Raw genomic sequence first — 18,268 nt, forward strand, 5'->3', positions numbered from 1 at the left:
GTCGCGCTCACTCCTTCATACGACCACTGATACCATACAGAATCGCGCCTAGGATACTACTACTTGTATATACCCAAAAGACGGTATAGATTGTACTCTCCTCGAGTACAAAACCACTCATCAGATTAAACAACGCTGTCGCGAGTCCCGTCGTCGTCGCCATATATGTACTGACGGCTGTTGCGACCATCGTCTCTGGAACGAGAGATCGCACATAATCTAAGGCGACAGGGATCAACAGACCAACGATCATTCCTTGCATCGCAGATAATACCCACAGCATGACGATTGGAAGTTCTAAAGCAATCATCGCCGTCCGCGCAGCCGACAACAAGGAAACGAATACAAGAACCGGAATCGCTCCGAATCGTAATAACAGACGCGAGGCGATGCGCATGAACGGAATTTCGCACAGAACGGCGACAAAGAATAATGTTCCGACGAGTGCCGTCGTCTCACCACGAATCGTGACGTAGCTGCCAAAGTAATAATTGTTGGCGAAGATGGGTCCGAAGATCAAACTCCCCCCTGCTAGGAACAACAGGAAGCGTCGATTCGAAAAGAGCTGTTTTAACGGTACGGGTTGCTGATGTGAAACATGGACGCTGCCCGTCTCTTCAATGCCGATCAGCACAAGGAAACCGAGAACCCATGCTGCACCGGTTGAATAAAAAATCAGATTTAGTCCGCCACCCTCAGTGATTTGCCCAAGAATGAAAACAGCTAAAGCGAACCCTGCTGAGCCGAAAAGACGTAAAGCGCCGTAATCCACTTTACGCTTTCGCGTGTACTCGATCGCTAATGTATCCACGAGCGGAATATGCGCGCACTGGAACAACGCCCAAACGCAAGAAATCAATAATAAAAGTAGATAAGCAGACGTCAGTAAGTAACTGAGTGTAAAAATACCGGCAGCAAGCATCGCGACGAGCAAGAGTCGTTTCGGTTTTCCGAGTCGGTCCGCCGCGATTCCCCAAACAGGTTGTAGGAAAATGGAGAGAATCGGTCCAATCGCAACGATTGTTCCAATCTCTGAAGCAGACAGTCCGAACGCGTCGTTTGAGAAATAAAGCGCGAGATACGGAATGAGTGCTCCTTGTCCAAAGAAAATAAAGAAATATAAGGCTTGGAAATGATAGGTTTGAAGATTTTTCACACGGAACTTCCTTTCAAGAAGCAATCCCCCCATCTTTACGATGCGGGGATCATCAATCATTATTTTGCGAGCTCATAAATCGCTTCTGCATAGATTGCGACAGCAAGCAATAGTTCATCAAAATCAACATATTCATCGACTTGGTGGGCAACTTCAGGACCACCCGGGAAGACTGGACCAAAAGCAACTCCCGCCGTCAATGAACGCGCATATGTGCCGCCACCAATTGCTATCAGATCAGCTGATTGGTTCGTATGGCGCTCATAAACGGCACTTAGCGTCTTGATCAATTCATGGTTTGGATCAACATGGTGCGGTGTCATGTGCGTCCGCGTCTGCAATTCAAAACCATATCCTGCCGCGGCTTCCTTGATGATTTGCAAACGTTCCGTGAAGTCTGCTGTATACGGGTAACGGATATTGATTGATGCCGTTCCTTGCTCTTCGGCGTAACGGAATACACCGCCATTGATCGTTAAGTCACCTGTCTCGTCTGAAGCAGCGACACCCATCGCTACACCGCGAGAATCCCGGAACATATGCGTCACGAGTTGAATGTAACGACGACCGTTATAATCCAAGTGAAGCGTATTGAGGAAACGTGCCAAATGTAAAGCAGCATTTTTACCATTGTCCGGCTCCATCGCATGGGCTGCGACACCATTGACATCAAGTATGAGACCTTCCGTTTCTTGCTTGACTGTTCCCGTCAAACCTTGTTCTTCAAGATAAGCATGGAAATCCGTCTCAAGCGTTCCTACTTCGACGACACGAAGAAGCGCTTGGGCATGACCTGGAACCATGTTCGGACGTTCGCCACCTTCAAAACGAACGAGATGGTAGCCTGTATCAGATGCTTGCGCTGGTTTCCCTTGAATCAATAACCCATCATAGAGTCCTTTTTCCGCATTGATGATCGGGAAGTCGGCATCTGGTGCAAAACCAAGTGTGGGCATCTCTTCATGTTTGAAGTAATGATTGACACAACGCCATTCACTCTCCTCATCCCCTCCTGCAATCAGACGGATGCGCTTCGAGAGTGGTAAGCCAAGTTCTTTGACGATTTTAAAAGCGTAATAAGCTGCCATCGTCGGTCCTTTATCATCGATTGCTCCACGTGCATACAGTTTTCCATCTACAAGCGTCGGGTTGAATGGACCGTATGTCCAGTGATCGCCACCAGCTGGTACGACGTCTAAGTGACAAAGAATACCGAGTAACTCTTCCCCTTGACCATATTCCAAATGTCCTGCATACCCATCGACATTTTTTGTCGTGAACCCATCGCGTTCCCCTGTCGCGAGCATCCAATCGAGGGCACGTTTGACTTCATGACCAAACGGCGCGCCCTCTTCGATCGTGGATTCGTCGAGTACACTCGGAATCCGTAATAATTCTTTTAAATCTTCTAATAAGTCCTCGCGACGTGCGAGTACTTCCTCTTTCCAATTCACCATCTGATTTCGCTCCTTCATTACGGGTTTTGGATTCGTTTCCTATACACCTTCCTAGTATAGCGAATATTCGTTCAGATACGAACATCCAAATTCTGTTTTCTTTTTTATTTATTGAAATGACGAACATTAATCTAAAATAAAACCTAAATTATCGACTTTACAAACCATTTGAATATATTTTTTATGAAAACGTTCGGTTAAATTACTTGCATTTTAATATCAAAACGTTATACTAAAGGCGAAACAACTGGATATTGCATTGTCTTTTGTCACCCGAAGCTTTAGAACACTATTCTATCCATTGGGGGAGTGGTTATACCAATGAAAGATTCTACAGACCGTATGTTGACCCGGATTAAATCGATCTATCTCTACATCCAAGAGAACGGAGCTACTACGACAGCAGAGTTGGTTGAAGAGTTTGGCATCACTTCAAGGACCGTCCAGCGGGATTTGAACGTGCTTGAATACAACAATCTCATTGTGAGCCCTCGACGCGGTACATGGACGTCGAGTAAGAAACAAAAGCAAGCGGGTTGATCCACTGTTTCACTATGTATATCTTTCGATGACGCGATTCTTCGCGTCTTTTTTTGTTATCTTTTTTAAAACGTGGGGTATAGCTATTGGGAGAAGGAGATGATGAGAATGAATATTTTAATCATTGGAGCAAACGGAACGACAGGACGCAAGATGGTCGAATTGATCGCTAAACAAGGAGATCACCAAGCGATCGCGGTCGTACGGGAAGAAAATCAAATCAACGATTTGATTGCACTCGGCGCATCTGAAGTCAGACTTGGGGATTTGACGAAGGATGTCAGTGGCGTCATCAGTAACGCGGACGTCGTCATCTTTGCAGCGGGTGCTGGTGGCGCATCGGACGAATTGACACGCGCCGTCGATCAGGAAGGTGCGATCAAAGTCATCGATGCAGCAAAAGCCAACGGGATCGATCGTTTCCTAATGCTCAGTTCAGTCGGTACGGAAGAACCGAAAGGCGAACTAAAAGTGTATCTTGAATCGAAAGCAGCAGCAGACGCTCACCTCAAAGAAAGTGGACTCGACTATACAATCGTCCGTCCTGGTCCGCTCAGCTACGATGACCCAACAGGTACTGTTGAAACGAAAGAGCATTTTGATTCATACGAAGATCGTAAGGTGTCTCGTGACGATGTGGCAGCGCTGTTCGTTCACTTGATTGATCATCCGACACAATCTCGTGTATTCGAAGTACTCAGCGGTCCTTATCCGATCGCAGAAGCACTACGTAATCAATAATTAAATCCCACAATAAAAGGCGATGGAATGTACATTCACTCCACCGCCTTTTTGCTTTGCTTATTCAGGTTGCCAATCAAATAACGACAATTCCTCTTGTGTCAGTTCACGGTAGTCCCCGAGTGCAAGTGCCGAATCAAGCTCTAAACGACCAATCGAGCGCCGTTTCAAGAACGTGACCTCTTTACCTAGGGCAAGCATCATCCGTTTGACTTGATGGAACTTCCCTTCCGTGATCGTCAATTCAAGCGTTGAATCTGTTTCTGTCGTCGATAAGATGACGAGTTTTCCTGGCTTTGCCTGATAACCGTCTTCTAAGGTGACGCCTGCCGCAATTGCCTCGACGTCTTCTTGCGTCAATACACCTGTCACTTCCGCGTAATACGTTTTTTCAACGTGTTTTTTCGGAGACATCAAGGCATGATTGAACGCTCCATCGTTTGTCAGTAACAACAAACCTTCTGTATCCTTATCAAGTCGTCCGACCGGAAACGGTTTGAAATACGTCACGTCTTCAAACAACAGATCGATGACGGTCTCATCTCGTTTATCCTCCGTCGCACTAATGACACCCGGTGGTTTATTCATCATCAAGTAGATGTATTTTTGATACGTGACCGGTTCGCCGTACATCAGAACCTGTTGTGACTCGACATCGACATGTTGTTTCGGATCACGAACGATCTCACCATCGACTTGAATTGCCCCTGCCTTGAGCAAAAGTTTTACTTCTTTTCGGGAGCCTGCCCCCATGTTGGATAACAATTTATCTAGACGCATGATTTCGTCCTCGTTTCAATGAAAATTTACGCCCTAATATGACCTCTGCTAAACCACTCCAAATCGAAAGTCCAGCGAAAATCACGATTCCAACTGCCGCACCAATGATCAGGATCAACAGAGATGCCCATGTCGTCTCTGGTAAGAAGGACACCATTCCCCACTTCACGAGTGCAACACCTGCTCCCATCAATGCACTAATGATTAAAATCAATGATGTCCGGCGCAAGACGGTACTGAATGGGAACTTCACCGTTTGTGTGATCCGGAGGAACATTAATCCCGTCGCAACGAGATAGCCGATGATCGTCGCATATCCAGCACCTGTTCCATCACCTGTCAAATGAATCAACGGTGCATTCAAGAGATACTTCGCAAGTAATCCTGCAAGAGTTGCAATGATCGTGAAGTACTGACGGTTAATCCCTTGAAGGACTGCTGCCGTTACAGAATACAAGGCAAGGAACAACGCACTCGGCGCATAACTTAACAGATAGACCCACGCCGCTTGATCTTTTGGGAATAACACATGGAACGTTTCTTCACTGAGGAGAATCATCCCGACGACTGCCGGAATCGTCACAAAGAAAACAAGTTGATAAATCTGTGAGATTTGAGCCCGTACTTTCCGCATATCTCCTTGCGTGAAGGACGCTGTTAACAGTGGAGTTGCAGATAACGACAATCCTGTTGCGACCGACACCGGAATCAAGACGATCTTATGACTATCCGCAATCAGATAGGCAGTCGCGTTTCCGGCCGCTTCGAGCGTGTAACCGATACTTTGTAAGGCGGCATTCATCGTATTCTGGTCGATGACTTGATAAAGGGGTGTCGAAAGACCGACCATGACGATTGGAATCGCATACGTCAATAATTCCTTATACAAATCCGTTAACGGGCGATCCGGCGAACGGACGGTTTGAGTAGCACGAAGTTCCTGTAAGCCACTCGCACGTTTGCGGAAATAATAGATCAGAACCGCAACACTACCAATTGCGCCAATGAAAGCGCTGAATGTTGCAATCGTTGCGGCAAATGCTGCACCTGAATCAAACAAATAAATCGCGATGCTGACTCCTGCAAGCAAGAAGATGATCCGGACGATTTGTTCCAAGATTTGCGAAATCGCGGTCGGTCCCATCGATTGATACCCTTGGAAATAACCTCGGGTCATACTCATCGGTGGAATCAAGAGTAAAGCGAAACTCACGCCACGAATCGTCATCGTGACAGCATCAACGTATGCTGCTGAATCAACGTCACCACCTGGAATGGCCCGGTGTGCTAAATACGGTGCGAGAAAGAATAAAGCAAGGAAGGAAACAATCCCGGTCAAGGACATGATTTTCAGACCAGACCGATATAATCTTTCACTCGTATCATACTCTCCTAATGCATTGTATTTGGCGACGAATTTCGAGACGGCGACAGGAATCCCTGCTGTCGCGAGTCCGATCATGATCGCATAATAGTTATAGGCATACGTATAAAACATAATACCTGTAGCACCGACCATGAACTGGAATGGAAAGAGGTAGATCAAACCTAGTGCGCGGGAAATCAGTGACGCACCGGATAGGAGCATCGTCCCACGAACGAATCCCGCATTACCGGGAGAAGTGGACTGTTTATTGTTGACTGTGGACATGGTAACATCCCTCACGCTTTCTAATTTTTAAACTCGACACTCTAATCATGACTGTCTCATTATACAAGTTCTCTCGTACACAATTGCAAATCATTATACCGCTGTCTTTCTGGAATTGAAAGAGACGGTTTGTTTACAGTCGCAACTTCTGCTAAAGTGAAACAAGCAGAATTCTATGAATGAGGTGACCATATGTACGATGTAATCGTAATCGGGGGCGGACCGAGCGGCTTGATGGCAACGCTCGCCTCCTTACAAGCTGGAGCTCGAACACTCCTGCTCGATAAAGGGAATAAATTAGGACGGAAGCTCGCAATCTCTGGCGGCGGACGCTGTAACGTCACGAATCGAAAACCACTCGACGAGCTCGTCCAGTCGATTCCGGGAAACGGACGTTTCTTATATAGCGCCTTCTCTCAATTCAACAATGAATCGATCATCGAACTCTTCGAAGGATTTGGCGTCGCACTTAAAGAAGAGGACAACGGTCGGATGTTCCCTGTCTCAGATAAGGCAGCGGATGTCGTTCGTGTATTGATTGATCAAATCCGCGCGCATGGTGCCGAGATTCAAACGGATGCGCAAGTCGCTACGCTCGATTTCCATCCAGACGGTGCTTTTGCAGCTGTCATATTAGAGAATGGCATGCGTCTTGAAGCGAAAAGTTGTATCGTCGCGGTCGGTGGTCAATCTGTTCCGCATACCGGTTCAACGGGTGACGGCTATCCGTGGGCTGAAAAAGCGGGTCACACGATCACGGAACTCTTCCCAACGGAAGTTCCGATTCTGTTAGGTGATACGTTCATTCACGAAAAAACATTACAAGGGCTGTCGCTGCGTGACGTCGCTCTAACGGTCCACGGTAAAAAAGATAAGGCGATCAAAACACATACAGGTGATCTACTGTTCACACACTTCGGTTTAAGTGGTCCGATTGCTTTACGGTGTAGCCAATATACGATCAAAGAACGCAAACGTTCGAAAGAAACGATTGTTCATCTATCGATTGATCTCTTCCCGGACGAATCCCTCGGTGCCTTAACGGAACGTTTCCAAGCTGCGCTTGCCGCAAATCCGAAGAAAACAGTCCGCAATGCTCTTCGTGGTTTCGTACCAGAACGGTTGCTTGAACTCCTATTTGCTCAAATCGGCTTTGGCGATGAAGTCTGTACACAAGTGAAGAAACAAGACTGGACGGACTTCCTCCAACAATTGAAACGATTCCCACTCAGAGCAACGGGAACGCTCGATTTCGATAAAGCCTTCGTCACGGGTGGCGGCGTCTCGATCAAAGAGATTGATCCAAAAACAATGATGTCAAAAAAAGCCGAACGATTATTCTTCGCTGGTGAAATTCTTGATATTCACGGCTATACGGGTGGATACAACATTACAGCCGCGTTCGTGACGGGTCATTGCGCCGGTAGCCACGCCGCAGAAATGGCACGTGACACTGTCTCTTAATATGAACAAGACCCGATTCGTCTGTGTTAATCAGAAGAATCGGGTCTTTTCTTTTTATGCATCAGTCAATCGGTGTGAACGATCGGCTCGAAAACTTATCTGTCTCGACTAAGGCAAACAATTCATTATCCTGTACGAAAATCCCTTTTGAACCATAGACCTTCGGACTTGCCGTCTCTCCCGTGATCGTCTGATCTTTCTGATCAATCGAATAGAGATAGAGTGCTTCTGAATCAAGTGTGTAGATGCGTCCTTGTCGTTCCGCAAGACCAATTGGTCGGAAGTCGGATTCGAATACTTTCTTCGCATCACTTCGCATCCCATTCGCCGGTTCAATTTTACTTCGTTCTACGATCGATAAATACGGCGGCTTTTGCTTTTTCTTTAAAGCCCGTTTTTTCTTTTCCGACGCATCTGGATCAATCTTAATTTTATCCTCTTTCATGGCGAAACGAGTCAATTCCACACGTCCGATTGCACGGATATGATTGATCGTATAGAATTCCTTTTTCTTCGCATCATATCCAAGCCCATGGAAACTGTCTCGAATCGTCGTCCCCTGTACTTTTTCACGTTTTTCTTCGCTCCAGACACCATCTTTTCGCGTGATTGTCACGAGAATCTGATTCGATGTCAATAAAGCGACGGTCTCTCCGTCAACGAGTGTCATGCCATCGAGGCCAGAAAGAAGTAATTTCCCTTCTTCTAATTGGAAGGAGGCATTGATCCTCTCACCTGTTCCACTAATTTCAAAGAAACGATAATCGTCTGTGACGACGAGGTACGACCCGATGGAATCATCATATAACATCTGCTGGACATTCTTAATTAATGGTTCTTCCGGATTCGGAATAGCTGAAGGCGTTTTCGTCGGCACCTGTTTGACAGCTGCCTGATGCTTCGATTGCGTCTCGATTTTCGCGAACGTTTCCTGAATACGCGACATCGTCTCTGGTTTTGAGAAGACGAGCAGTACACAAAGAATCAAACCCGAAACGACGGCAAAAATCGTTGTATAGACTATATAAGATCGTTTCATTGATGGTAATCGCCTTTCTTTCTCGGTTTCTGATTCAGTGTAGCAGAAGGACGTTCAAAAAAAAAGCGGACTTGCGACGGAAATGAAGAAACCCCCTCCATTCGCGTCAAACGAATGAAAGGGGCTATGGCTTAATTTGCTACGATGTTGATTAATTTTTTCGGTACGACGATGACTTTTCGAACCGTCTTGTCGCCGATCCATTCTTGTGTCTTTTCGTCGGCAAAGGCAAGTGCCTCGATTTCTTCTTTTGTCGCGTCGATGTTGATTTCGATTTTCGAGCGAACTTTTCCGTTCACTTGAATGACGAATTCCATTGTATCGCTGACGAGTTTCGATTCATCGAATGTTGGCCATGTCGCATACGTCAATGTCTCTTCAAATCCAAGTTGTTCCCAGAGTTCCTCACCAAGGTGCGGTGCAACTGGTGTTAACAATTGGATGAACCCACGAAGGAAGTGACGCGGAAGCACCGGCTGTTTGTTTGCTTCGTTGACGAAGACCATGAGTTGCGAAATTCCGGTGTTGAACTGGATGTTCGCGAAGTCTTCCGTAACCTTCTTGACCGTCTGGTGGTATGTCCGTTCGAAGTCAGCATCGACTTCTGCGACATCTTGAATGTCTGCTGTCCGTTCGAACAAGCGCCAGACACGATCGAGGAAACGACGCGCACCGTCAAGTCCGTTCTCAGACCAGGCAACTGATGCATCGAGTGGACCCATGAACATTTCATACAAGCGTAACGTATCCGCACCATGCGATTTAACGATTTCATCCGGATTGATGACGTTACCGCGTGATTTCGACATTTTCTCGTTGTTCTCTCCAAGAATCATCCCTTGGTTGTATAACTTCTGGAATGGTTCTTTTGTTGGCACGACGCCTGCATCATACAAGACTTTATGCCAGAAGCGTGCATACAATAAGTGGAGAACGGCGTGTTCCGCACCACCGATGTAAATATCGACTGGAAGCCAGTATTTTAATTTTTCTGGATCCGCGATCGCCTCTTCATTGTGCGGATCGATGAAACGAAGATAATACCAGCAGCTTCCGCCCCATTGTGGCATCGTATTCGTCTCGCGACGCCCTTTCATTCCTGTTTCAGGATCCGTATAATCCAACCAGTCTTCCGCAAGCGCAAGTGGTGATTCGCCTGTACCAGACGGCTTGATCTCCGGAATGATTGGAAGTTCGAGCGGTAATTCCTCTTGGCTAAGCGTCTTCATCGAACCATCTTCCATATGAACGACTGGGATTGGCTCACCCCAATACCGTTGACGACTGAACAACCAGTCGCGGAGACGATACGTGATTTTCTTGCGTCCGACTTGATTCGTTTCGAGTTCAGCAATCATCGTCTCGATTGCTTCTTGTTTTCCAAGACCATCAAGCATATGCGAGTTGACGTGTTCGCCCTCTCCTGTATAGGCTGCTTCATCGACGTTTCCACCCGCGACGACCTCAACGATTGGCAAGTCGAATTGTTTCGCGAATTCATGGTCGCGCTCATCGTGTCCTGGAACTGCCATGATTGCACCCGTTCCATAAGAAGCAAGGACATAATCAGCGATCCAGATCGGAAGACGATCACCTGAGATTGGATTGACGGCGAAAGCACCCGTGAAGACGCCTGTTTTTTCCTTCGCTAAATCCGTCCGTTCGAGGTCTGACTTCGTTTGGACTTGCGAAATGTACGTATCGACGGCTTCCTTGTGATCCGCTGTCGTGATGTCAGCTACGAATGGATGCTCCGGCGCAAGCACGAGGTACGTCGCACCAAAGATTGTGTCCGGACGTGTCGTAAAGACCGTGACTTGTTTTTTATGTCCATCAATCGTGAAATCGATCTCAGCACCTTCTGATTTCCCGATCCAGTTCCGTTGCATCTCTTTAACAGAATCCGGCCAATCGAGGTCATCGAGATCTTCAAGAAGACGATCCGCATATTCCGTGATTTTCAAGACCCACTGACGCATCGGAACACGCACGACCGGATGATTTCCGCGTTCAGATAATCCGTCGATGACTTCTTCATTCGCAAGAACGGTTCCAAGTGCCGGGCACCAGTTGACCGCGACTTCGTCCACGAACGCAAGTCCTTTTTCATACAACTTCGTAAAGATCCACTGTGTCCATTTGTAGTACTTCGGATCCGTCGTGTTGATTTCACGATCCCAGTCATAGGAGAATCCAAGTTCTTTCAACTGACGCTTGAACGTCTCGATGTTTTTCGCTGTGAATTCACGTGGGTCATTCCCTGTATCGAGGGCGTATTGTTCTGCTGGTAACCCGAATGCATCCCAACCCATTGGGTGCAAGACGTTGTATCCTTGCATCCGTTTCATCCGTGCGAGGATGTCCGTTGCTGTGTAGCCTTCCGGGTGTCCAACGTGGAGTCCGGCACCTGACGGATACGGGAACATATCAAGGGCATAAAACCCTTCTTTTTCTGGATCTTCTGTCGTGACGAAGGCGTTGTCTTGATCCCAACGCGCCTGCCATTTTGGTTCAATTTCGCGATGATTGTACGGCATGTCTTTTCCTCCTCTAATCTAAAAAAAACCGGTCCTCCGCCCCTAGGAATAGGGACGAAAGACCGGTTTGGCTTCCGCGGTACCACCCACGTTGTCTGTCTATGACAGACCGCTTGATTCACAGATAACGGTGTGAAGGACCGGATTCGCTACTACGACTTCACGAATCGTGCTCCCTGACGAGTTCACGGTTGTTACCGACTGGTTCGCACCTTCCACCAGCTCTCTTGACGGCACCTTTCCCCTACTACTTCAGTTCCCTGCATTTGACTATCTTTTCCTAGTGTAATCTGTTTCTTCCTCAAGCGTCAACGCTTCCGTAAAATTTCCTCGATTTCCGCATGCGATCGCGCAATATGATCTGCTTGTTCTAAGCGTTGCGCTGGCATCCGGTCATCAAGAAGCGCAATCACTTCCATACCTGCTGCTTTTGCGCCGATCATCCCGTTTGCAGCGTCTTCAATGACGAGACAATTCTCAGGTGCGTGCCCGATTCGTGATGCCGCAAGTCGAAAAATCGCGGGATCCGGCTTCGAACGCACGACTTCTTCCCCACTGACGTAATGCGTGATTGGAAGCTCGTAATGACGGATGACGCGTTCGATTTTTTGAAGCGAACTCGAAGAAGCGATCCCGATATCGTAACCAAGAGACGTCGCTTGTTCGATGACTTGTTTGACTCCCTCTTTTAAACCACACGCCTCTGGTTTTGCATGAATTTGAAACAAGCGATGTTCTTCCTCAAGTAAAGCACTCGCTGTTTCTCGGAGCTCGTGTTGCGCGACAAGTTCTTCCCACATCTCATCTCCTGTTTTCCCCATGAATGTCGCATACTGAACCGGATCGAGCGGAATCGATAACGTTTTGAACATCTGCTGGTGGACCTCAAAGTAGCGGATTTCACTATCTAAGATGACCCCATCCATATCAAAAATAAGACCTCGTTTTTTCAAGACACATCCCCCTCAATTGATCTATCATGATTTCAGCATATCAAAAAAACGACTACACGATGTAGTCGTTTCACCTTCTTCATTTAGTTACTGTTTAACTTGTCGCCATTTGGACACTGGTTTGTCGGTAAGCCGGAAAATAATCCGAATTAGCATCTGACCCGTATCGTGTACACAACTGATCGTATATGGCTGGTTGAAGAATCGATTTTCCTTGATGATACTCAAATAAACGGTACCCGGTGTAACGACATTTACTCTCAAAGAGACTATCTCGTTCTTGATATCCACCTCCGAGATGTTGTTCGACGAGACCGCGTTCTTTCGCCTGAAGAATCGCTTCGTACTCAAGTCGTTGATTCGGGAACATCTTCGCTTCGTCCCGCTTACAACCAATCAAATGACCGTGGGCATATTCTTTTCCGAGCAATACGAAGTATCCACCAACAGGTTCTCCGTCGATTTCCGCAATCAGTAACAATGGCTCACAGAGTGGATTCGCTTCAAATAATTGCTCAAAATAACTCGCCGTAAAATAGTAATGAGCCGAAGCATTCTTCCGGTCCATCGTTTCATGATACAACGCCAAAAAAACAGATAAATCGTCTCGTGTTCCTGTTCTAACGGTTAACGGTGAAGCGAGCGATTTACGAATCATACTTCTCGTTTTCTTATGGAACGTCTGCATGATTTCTTCTAGTGAGGGGCGCAAATCAATGCTCGTCGTATGACGGATGAAAGAAGCTTCCGTCCAGTCACGCATGAGTCGTTCATTGCCCGTCAACGGATTAAAGCGAATCATTTCCGAGACGATCGATTCTTGCTCCGCCCACCTTTCAAACGATAGACGTGCATGCTGCATTTCAGATGCGGTTAAGCGACCGACGATTTCCGGTCCGCCGTAGCCATACGGCGTGATGAGATCTGAATAAGGCGTATCAAAAATCCGACGCTTTAAAAAGGGATAGAACAGTGTTCCTGCATGACCTTCATAACGGAATAACACCGCTTGCTCAGACGGTCTAGCGTTAAGCGTGACGTATTGGTGACTGTAGAAGATATCAAGAGGCTGTTGCTGTACGTGTGTCGTCCAAGTTGCGGCATCTGTGATGAATTGACACCTTTCCATTCGTGCACCTCCAGTCAAAAAGAAGCAACGTTCACATGAACTTTCTTTTCAAGTTCTTGATTAGAAAGTACCCGTTTCTTTGCCGAAATATTCCATATTAATAATGATTTGTTTTATAATTAGCGCATTAATGATGTAAAAAAAAGACAGCGAATCTAATGTCCGCTGTCTTACAGATGATGCTCATGATGTGATTTTAGGAATGGCACGAAGGAATACGACGCCTGCTAACAGAATCAATCCAATCAATGTCAAGAAGACCGCTGACATACCGGATAAATCGTAGATCAACCCTCCGACGGTCGGACTGATCATCCGTCCCGCTGAAGCGGCAATATTGACGTATCCCTGGAACTCTCCTTCTTTTCCGATTGGCGCGAGTCTCGCCGCCATAGCAGGAACCGCTGGCCAGATGAACATCTCACCAATCGTCAAAATGATCATCGCGACGAGGAACATCTTGAAGCCGCCTGCGAACGGAACGATCAGATAAGACAAGAGGAAGATTCCTGTACCGGTCATCAATTGTCGCTTCAAGTCATCTCCAAACCACCGAAGAATCGGTGTTAATAAAGGTTGTGCGAACACGATGAGCGCTCCGTTGATCGTCCAAAGAATCGAGTACTCGGAAATCGTGACACCGAGCGATTTCGTGTGTACGGCAAAGGTTCCTTGCCATTGCACATAAACGAACCAAAGTAAGGCATACCCGATCGAGACGAGCAACATCGTCCGTGCTGCACCGCGCGCAAGGGGTGTGCGTGTCGTTTCGATCTCGTCATGTGCCGCATGCATCCGCGCTGGTGCTTGAATCCAGGATAAACCAACGAACAAAATGATGGCAAAGGCGATGTATAGGACAAGATTGGCGATGAAGATGTACTGAATCGAAAAGGCAGCGATTTGACCACTGACTGCTGTCCCGAGCGCTACACCGACGTTTTGTGCGACATAGATCGCATTAAAGGCACGGCGCCCGCCTTCCGGCCAGATGACACCCGTCATCGCGTAGATCGTCGGAAAAACCATCCCACCGACGAATCCAATCAATCCAAGCATCGCGACGTATCCGAGGTACGTCTGATGAAACAGCAATAAGCCGACTGAAGATAGGACAAGTCCGATGACACTGATGACAAGCGTCTTCTTGCCACCGAGACGGTCAAACGCTTTTCCACCTAAGTAGTTTCCGACGATTGCTAAGGCCGAGTTGACGAACAATGCCATCCCTGCTTTTGTCATCGACTCTCCTAAATATTCATGAATATATAATGTATTAAACGGCCATAAAAAAGAGGATCCCGTCGTATTGATGGCCATCGCAAGGACGAGGATCCAGACCGCTTTTGGTAATTTTGGCATACCTGTAGTCCTCCTATTTCATTCTCAACCTTGCCACTTTACGCAATCCGTCCCCTAACTGTCAAGCTACTTCGCTTTTCGTCAACGAATCAAAAAATGATATAATGCAGAAAGAATCTTGCACATACTGAACCATTACTAGAAAAACAGACTATAGGAACAGGAGTCTATGCCATGTCACTTGCCCGTGTATTACCTTATACGAAACAATTACTCGAGTCCGTTATCGAGCCCGGAGACTGCGTCGTCGATATGACTGCCGGAAATGGACATGATACACAGTTTTTAGCAGAACGTGTCGGTCCAGAAGGAAGGGTCCTTGCGTTCGACGTCCAGGCACAAGCCATTGAGGAATCGACGCGACGTCTTGACGAAGCCGGAATGTTAGCACGTGTCGACCTTTATCATGAAAGCCACATCCATGTCGGTGCCCGTCTTTCGGACGAACAACGTCCAGTCCGCGCTGGTGTCTTCAATCTCGGATACCTGCCTGGAAGCGATAAATCGATCACGACGACCGGAGAAGAGACGCTTGAAGCACTCGATGCTCTCCTCCCGGTCCTCGCTCCCGGCGGTCTTGTCGTCCTCGTCGTCTATCACGGCCACCTGGAAGGAAAACGAGAACGTGACGCTGTCCTCGATTACGTCACAGCCCTTGATCAGCAAGATTATGCCGTTCTCCAGTATCGCTTCTTGAACCAACAAAATCATCCCCCGTTCATCATCGCGATCGAGAAAAAAGTACGCGGATGATGGACACAAAAAAGTGATGCTCCTTTTTTAGAGGCATCACTTTTGTTATTTCATTCTTCCACAAGCTTAAAGAACAACATTAATTTTTCTGCAAACCGTGTGTTCAACCGTTCGAAACTAAAATGCGGAAAACCGTGTAGACGTTGTAAGTAAATCTGATCGCCACCCATTTTCCGGCATACTTCAAGTGTCAACTTGACGTCTGCGAACTGATCGTCCGGTGCATAAAAACAAGCCAAGTTCACACGCGGCAGTTTTTTTCGTTCCTCGTCATGTACGACGATCTCTTCTTCGATTTCCCGGTACTGTGCATAAGTCAGTTCACCGATGCGAACGGTATCTTCCGTACTTTGACCAAACGGCAACGTACCGAGTGGCGCATCGGGCCGGAAACGATCGAACGCACTTGCGAAGACTTGTTTGACGCCTCCGAGTTGTTTCGAAGGGTGCCAATCAAACAACGGTGAAATGAATGCAAGGCTTGCTACCGGTAATTCATATTCTTGCAACAGACGATTGACGACGAGTGCGCCCATGCTACAGGCGACGATATGAATCGGTAGCTTGCGTTTCCCGGCTTCACGTAATGCTTCTTTTAACAGTTGACCATGTTCTTCAAACGAGATACGACGTGGGGCGTCGACGAGCAATACTTCATACTCTCGTTCGAGTACCCGAATCAAAGCTTCACTCGGACGGGCACGCAGTTGTAACGGATAGACTAATACGATGATTCCTGTTGGTTGTTCAACCACAAACTCACCTCTTCACTTCATACTTCCTATTTACGATATCTTATTTCAAACGCACACAAAACCGTCCCAAGACGGATTTCACGAGGCGACATGGCGAAGGCGAATGACAGATTCTACTTGCCCAAAGACTTCTTCCGTCATCTCACTGAGTTCTTCAAAACCGAATGAGGTCAAGAACTGACGCGCTTTATAGTTACGTGCCTCCACGTATACTTCGAGTGGGACGGCTCCTTGTCGTTCGAGTTCACGGATCAATCGTCGTCCGATTCCGTTTTGCTGATATTTCGGTAAGACGTACAGACGAATGATTTCCCACGTTCCCTCAACATCAACAGCATGAATGAAACCGACGATTTCCTCATCGATGATTCCGACATAAAAATACTCTCCCCGTGCTTCTTCTGCCGTCCGGATCGCACGAACAACCTCCTCTTGCGGATACGCTTCCTGCACGAAATGCGCTTTCGAGCGCTCGGAATAGATTTCTGCATACGTATCCAACCAGGATGTGACGGCAATGTCATGAATACGTCCTGCATCGGCTGGAATAGCTTCGCGTATTTCCATAATCGGAACCCCCCTTTGTATTCATACGAATCGACTCATGTACTTTTACCCTCTTCTAGAAAAAACATTCGTTTCCTGCAAAGTTCCCCGTAAACAAAAAAGTCCGAAAACCCGCATAGGGTTCTCGGACTTTTTGATTATGCGAAACGTTTTGCCTGTTCTTCAAGAACTGCTGCTTTATCTGTTTGCTCCCATGGAAGCTCAACATCTGTACGACCGAAGTGACCGTATGCAGCTGTTTGACGATAGATCGGACGACGGAGATCAAGCATGTTGATGATTCCAGCCGGACGAAGATCGAAGTTTTCAGCAACCAATTCGACGAGTTGTACTTCAGGAAGTTTTCCTGTACCGAATGTATCAACCGCGATTGATACCGGGTGCGCGACACCGATTGCGTACGCGAGTTGAACTTCTGCTTTGTCTGCAAGACCTGCAGCAACGAGGTTCTTCGCGACGTAACGTGCTGCGTATGCAGCTGAACGGTCGACTTTTGTTGGATCTTTACCAGAAAATGCTCCACCGCCGTGGCGTGCGTATCCACCATACGTATCAACGATGATCTTACGACCCGTCAATCCAGCATCTCCTTGTGGTCCGCCGATGACGAAACGACCAGTTGGATTGATGAAGAATTTCGTTGCTGCGTCGATGTATTCAGCCGGGATGACCGGTGTGATGACGTGTTCTTTCAAGTCAGCTTGAATTTGCTCAAGCGTAACTTCTTCCGCGTGTTGTGTCGAGATGACGATCGTATCGACACGAACCGGCTCGTTGTTCTCGTTGTATTCGACCGTGACTTGTGTTTTTCCGTCCGGACGAAGGTAGTCGAGTTGACCGTTTTTACGCACTTCTGCCAAACGGCGTGCGAGACGGTGTGAAAGCGAGATTGGAAGTGGCATGAGTTCTGGTGTTTCTTTCGTTGCGTAACCGAACATGAGACCTTGGTCTCCTGCACCGATTGCATCGATTTCTGCATCAGACATGCTACCTTCACGTGCTTCAAGCGCTTGGTCTACACCAAGAGCGATGTCTGCTGATTGCTCATCGATTGATGTCAATACAGCACATGTGTCCGCGTCGAAACCGTATTTCGCGCGTGTATAACCGATCTCACGAATCGTTTCACGAACGACTTTTGGAATGTCGACGTAAGTGGATGTCGTGATCTCACCTGCAACGAGAACGAGACCTGTTGTAACAGAAGTTTCTGCCGCAACACGCGCGTTTGGATCCGCTGCGAGGATTGCATCAAGAATTGAATCCGAAATTTGGTCACAGATTTTATCTGGATGACCTTCAGTGACTGACTCCGACGTGAATAGTCGGCGATTAAGGTTTGTCATGTATGACCCTCCCAAAAAAGAATTTGACGGTGTACTCA

The 18,268-nt window shown here is 47.3% G+C and carries 16 protein-coding genes and 1 other annotated feature; of the genes, 4 read left to right on the forward strand and 12 right to left on the reverse strand.

The features are described from left to right. Nucleotides 1–7 precede the first annotated feature (7 nt). Nucleotides 8–1,156 carry an MFS transporter gene (locus ASF99_RS11350; RefSeq protein ID WP_055968802.1) on the reverse strand — a complete coding sequence of 383 codons (1,149 nt, stop codon included), beginning with the start codon at nt 1,154–1,156 and terminating at the stop codon, nt 8–10. A 59-nt stretch (nt 1,157–1,215) separates the two neighbouring features. Then, nucleotides 1,216–2,613, reverse strand: a complete 1,398-nt coding sequence (gene pepV, locus ASF99_RS11355) for a dipeptidase PepV (RefSeq protein ID WP_055968804.1) — start codon at nt 2,611–2,613, stop codon at nt 1,216–1,218. A gap of 321 nt (nt 2,614–2,934) precedes the next feature. Here pepV and ASF99_RS11360 point away from each other — a divergent pair, with 321 nt between their 5' ends. Together ASF99_RS11360 and ASF99_RS11365 are read left to right on the forward strand one after the other, a co-directional pair. Beyond that, a complete protein-coding gene (locus ASF99_RS11360; RefSeq protein WP_023469095.1) occupies nt 2,935–3,153 on the forward strand; it encodes a DeoR family transcriptional regulator in 219 nt (72 codons plus the stop codon). Nucleotides 3,154–3,261: 108 nt separating this feature from the next. Next, nucleotides 3,262–3,894, forward strand: a complete 633-nt coding sequence (locus ASF99_RS11365) for an SDR family oxidoreductase (RefSeq protein ID WP_023469096.1) — start codon at nt 3,262–3,264, stop codon at nt 3,892–3,894. A gap of 60 nt (nt 3,895–3,954) precedes the next feature. Here the strand turns inward: ASF99_RS11365 and ASF99_RS11370 are convergent, their stop codons facing one another. Both ASF99_RS11370 and ASF99_RS11375 read right to left on the reverse strand, forming a co-directional pair. Beyond that, nucleotides 3,955–4,674 carry a pseudouridine synthase gene (locus ASF99_RS11370; protein WP_023469097.1) on the reverse strand — a complete coding sequence of 240 codons (720 nt, stop codon included), beginning with the start codon at nt 4,672–4,674 and terminating at the stop codon, nt 3,955–3,957. Then, nucleotides 4,661–6,325 carry a putative polysaccharide biosynthesis protein gene (locus ASF99_RS11375; RefSeq protein WP_055968806.1) on the reverse strand — a complete coding sequence of 555 codons (1,665 nt, stop codon included), beginning with the start codon at nt 6,323–6,325 and terminating at the stop codon, nt 4,661–4,663. Before ASF99_RS11375 ends, ASF99_RS11370 begins: the two co-directional genes overlap by 14 nt. A gap of 192 nt (nt 6,326–6,517) precedes the next feature. Between ASF99_RS11375 and ASF99_RS11380 the strand changes: the two genes are divergently transcribed. Continuing rightward, on the forward strand, nt 6,518–7,789 hold the full coding sequence (locus tag ASF99_RS11380) for an NAD(P)/FAD-dependent oxidoreductase (protein ID WP_035396467.1): 1,272 nt from the start codon (nt 6,518–6,520) through the stop codon (nt 7,787–7,789). A gap of 61 nt (nt 7,790–7,850) precedes the next feature. Here the strand turns inward: ASF99_RS11380 and ASF99_RS11385 are convergent, their stop codons facing one another. The 5 genes from ASF99_RS11385 to ASF99_RS11405 form a co-directional block, all read right to left on the reverse strand. Beyond that, nucleotides 7,851–8,828: a hypothetical protein gene (locus ASF99_RS11385; RefSeq protein ID WP_023469100.1), complete on the reverse strand. Its 978-nt coding sequence runs from the start codon at nt 8,826–8,828 to the stop codon at nt 7,851–7,853. 131 nt (nt 8,829–8,959) lie between these two features. Then, nucleotides 8,960–11,365, reverse strand: coding sequence for a leucine--tRNA ligase (gene leuS, locus ASF99_RS11390; RefSeq protein ID WP_055968808.1), 2,406 nt, complete (start codon nt 11,363–11,365; stop codon nt 8,960–8,962). A 47-nt stretch (nt 11,366–11,412) separates the two neighbouring features. Continuing rightward, nucleotides 11,413–11,635: a binding site (T-box leader), on the reverse strand. A 38-nt stretch (nt 11,636–11,673) separates the two neighbouring features. After that, complete coding sequence (locus tag ASF99_RS11395; protein WP_055968810.1) at nt 11,674–12,318, reverse strand: HAD family hydrolase; 645 nt, start codon at nt 12,316–12,318, stop codon at nt 11,674–11,676. 94 nt (nt 12,319–12,412) lie between these two features. After that, complete coding sequence (locus tag ASF99_RS11400; RefSeq protein ID WP_055968813.1) at nt 12,413–13,447, reverse strand: GNAT family N-acetyltransferase; 1,035 nt, start codon at nt 13,445–13,447, stop codon at nt 12,413–12,415. Nucleotides 13,448–13,630: 183 nt separating this feature from the next. Beyond that, nucleotides 13,631–14,809: an MDR family MFS transporter gene (locus tag ASF99_RS11405; RefSeq protein WP_023469104.1), complete on the reverse strand. Its 1,179-nt coding sequence runs from the start codon at nt 14,807–14,809 to the stop codon at nt 13,631–13,633. Between the two features lie 153 nt (nt 14,810–14,962). Between ASF99_RS11405 and ASF99_RS11410 the strand changes: the two genes are divergently transcribed. After that, a complete protein-coding gene (locus tag ASF99_RS11410) occupies nt 14,963–15,562 on the forward strand; it encodes a class I SAM-dependent methyltransferase (RefSeq protein WP_255343803.1) in 600 nt (199 codons plus the stop codon). A gap of 50 nt (nt 15,563–15,612) precedes the next feature. On the opposite strand, the gene ASF99_RS11415 is transcribed toward ASF99_RS11410, so the two are convergent. The 3 genes from ASF99_RS11415 to metK all read right to left on the reverse strand — a co-directional run bounded on the left by ASF99_RS11415 (nt 15,613) and on the right by metK (nt 18,230). Then, nucleotides 15,613–16,317 carry a serine aminopeptidase domain-containing protein gene (locus tag ASF99_RS11415; RefSeq protein WP_035396459.1) on the reverse strand — a complete coding sequence of 235 codons (705 nt, stop codon included), beginning with the start codon at nt 16,315–16,317 and terminating at the stop codon, nt 15,613–15,615. Nucleotides 16,318–16,395: 78 nt separating this feature from the next. Next, on the reverse strand, nt 16,396–16,884 hold the full coding sequence (locus ASF99_RS11420; RefSeq protein ID WP_023469107.1) for a GNAT family N-acetyltransferase: 489 nt from the start codon (nt 16,882–16,884) through the stop codon (nt 16,396–16,398). A gap of 137 nt (nt 16,885–17,021) precedes the next feature. Next, entirely contained in the window at nt 17,022–18,230 is a 1,209-nt protein-coding gene (gene metK / locus ASF99_RS11425) for a methionine adenosyltransferase (protein WP_055968819.1), read from the reverse strand. Nucleotides 18,231–18,268 lie beyond the last annotated feature (38 nt).

Source organism: Exiguobacterium sp. Leaf187, from assembly GCF_001423925.1.
GTDB classification, from domain to species: Bacteria; Bacillota; Bacilli; order Exiguobacteriales; family Exiguobacteriaceae; genus Exiguobacterium_A; species Exiguobacterium_A indicum.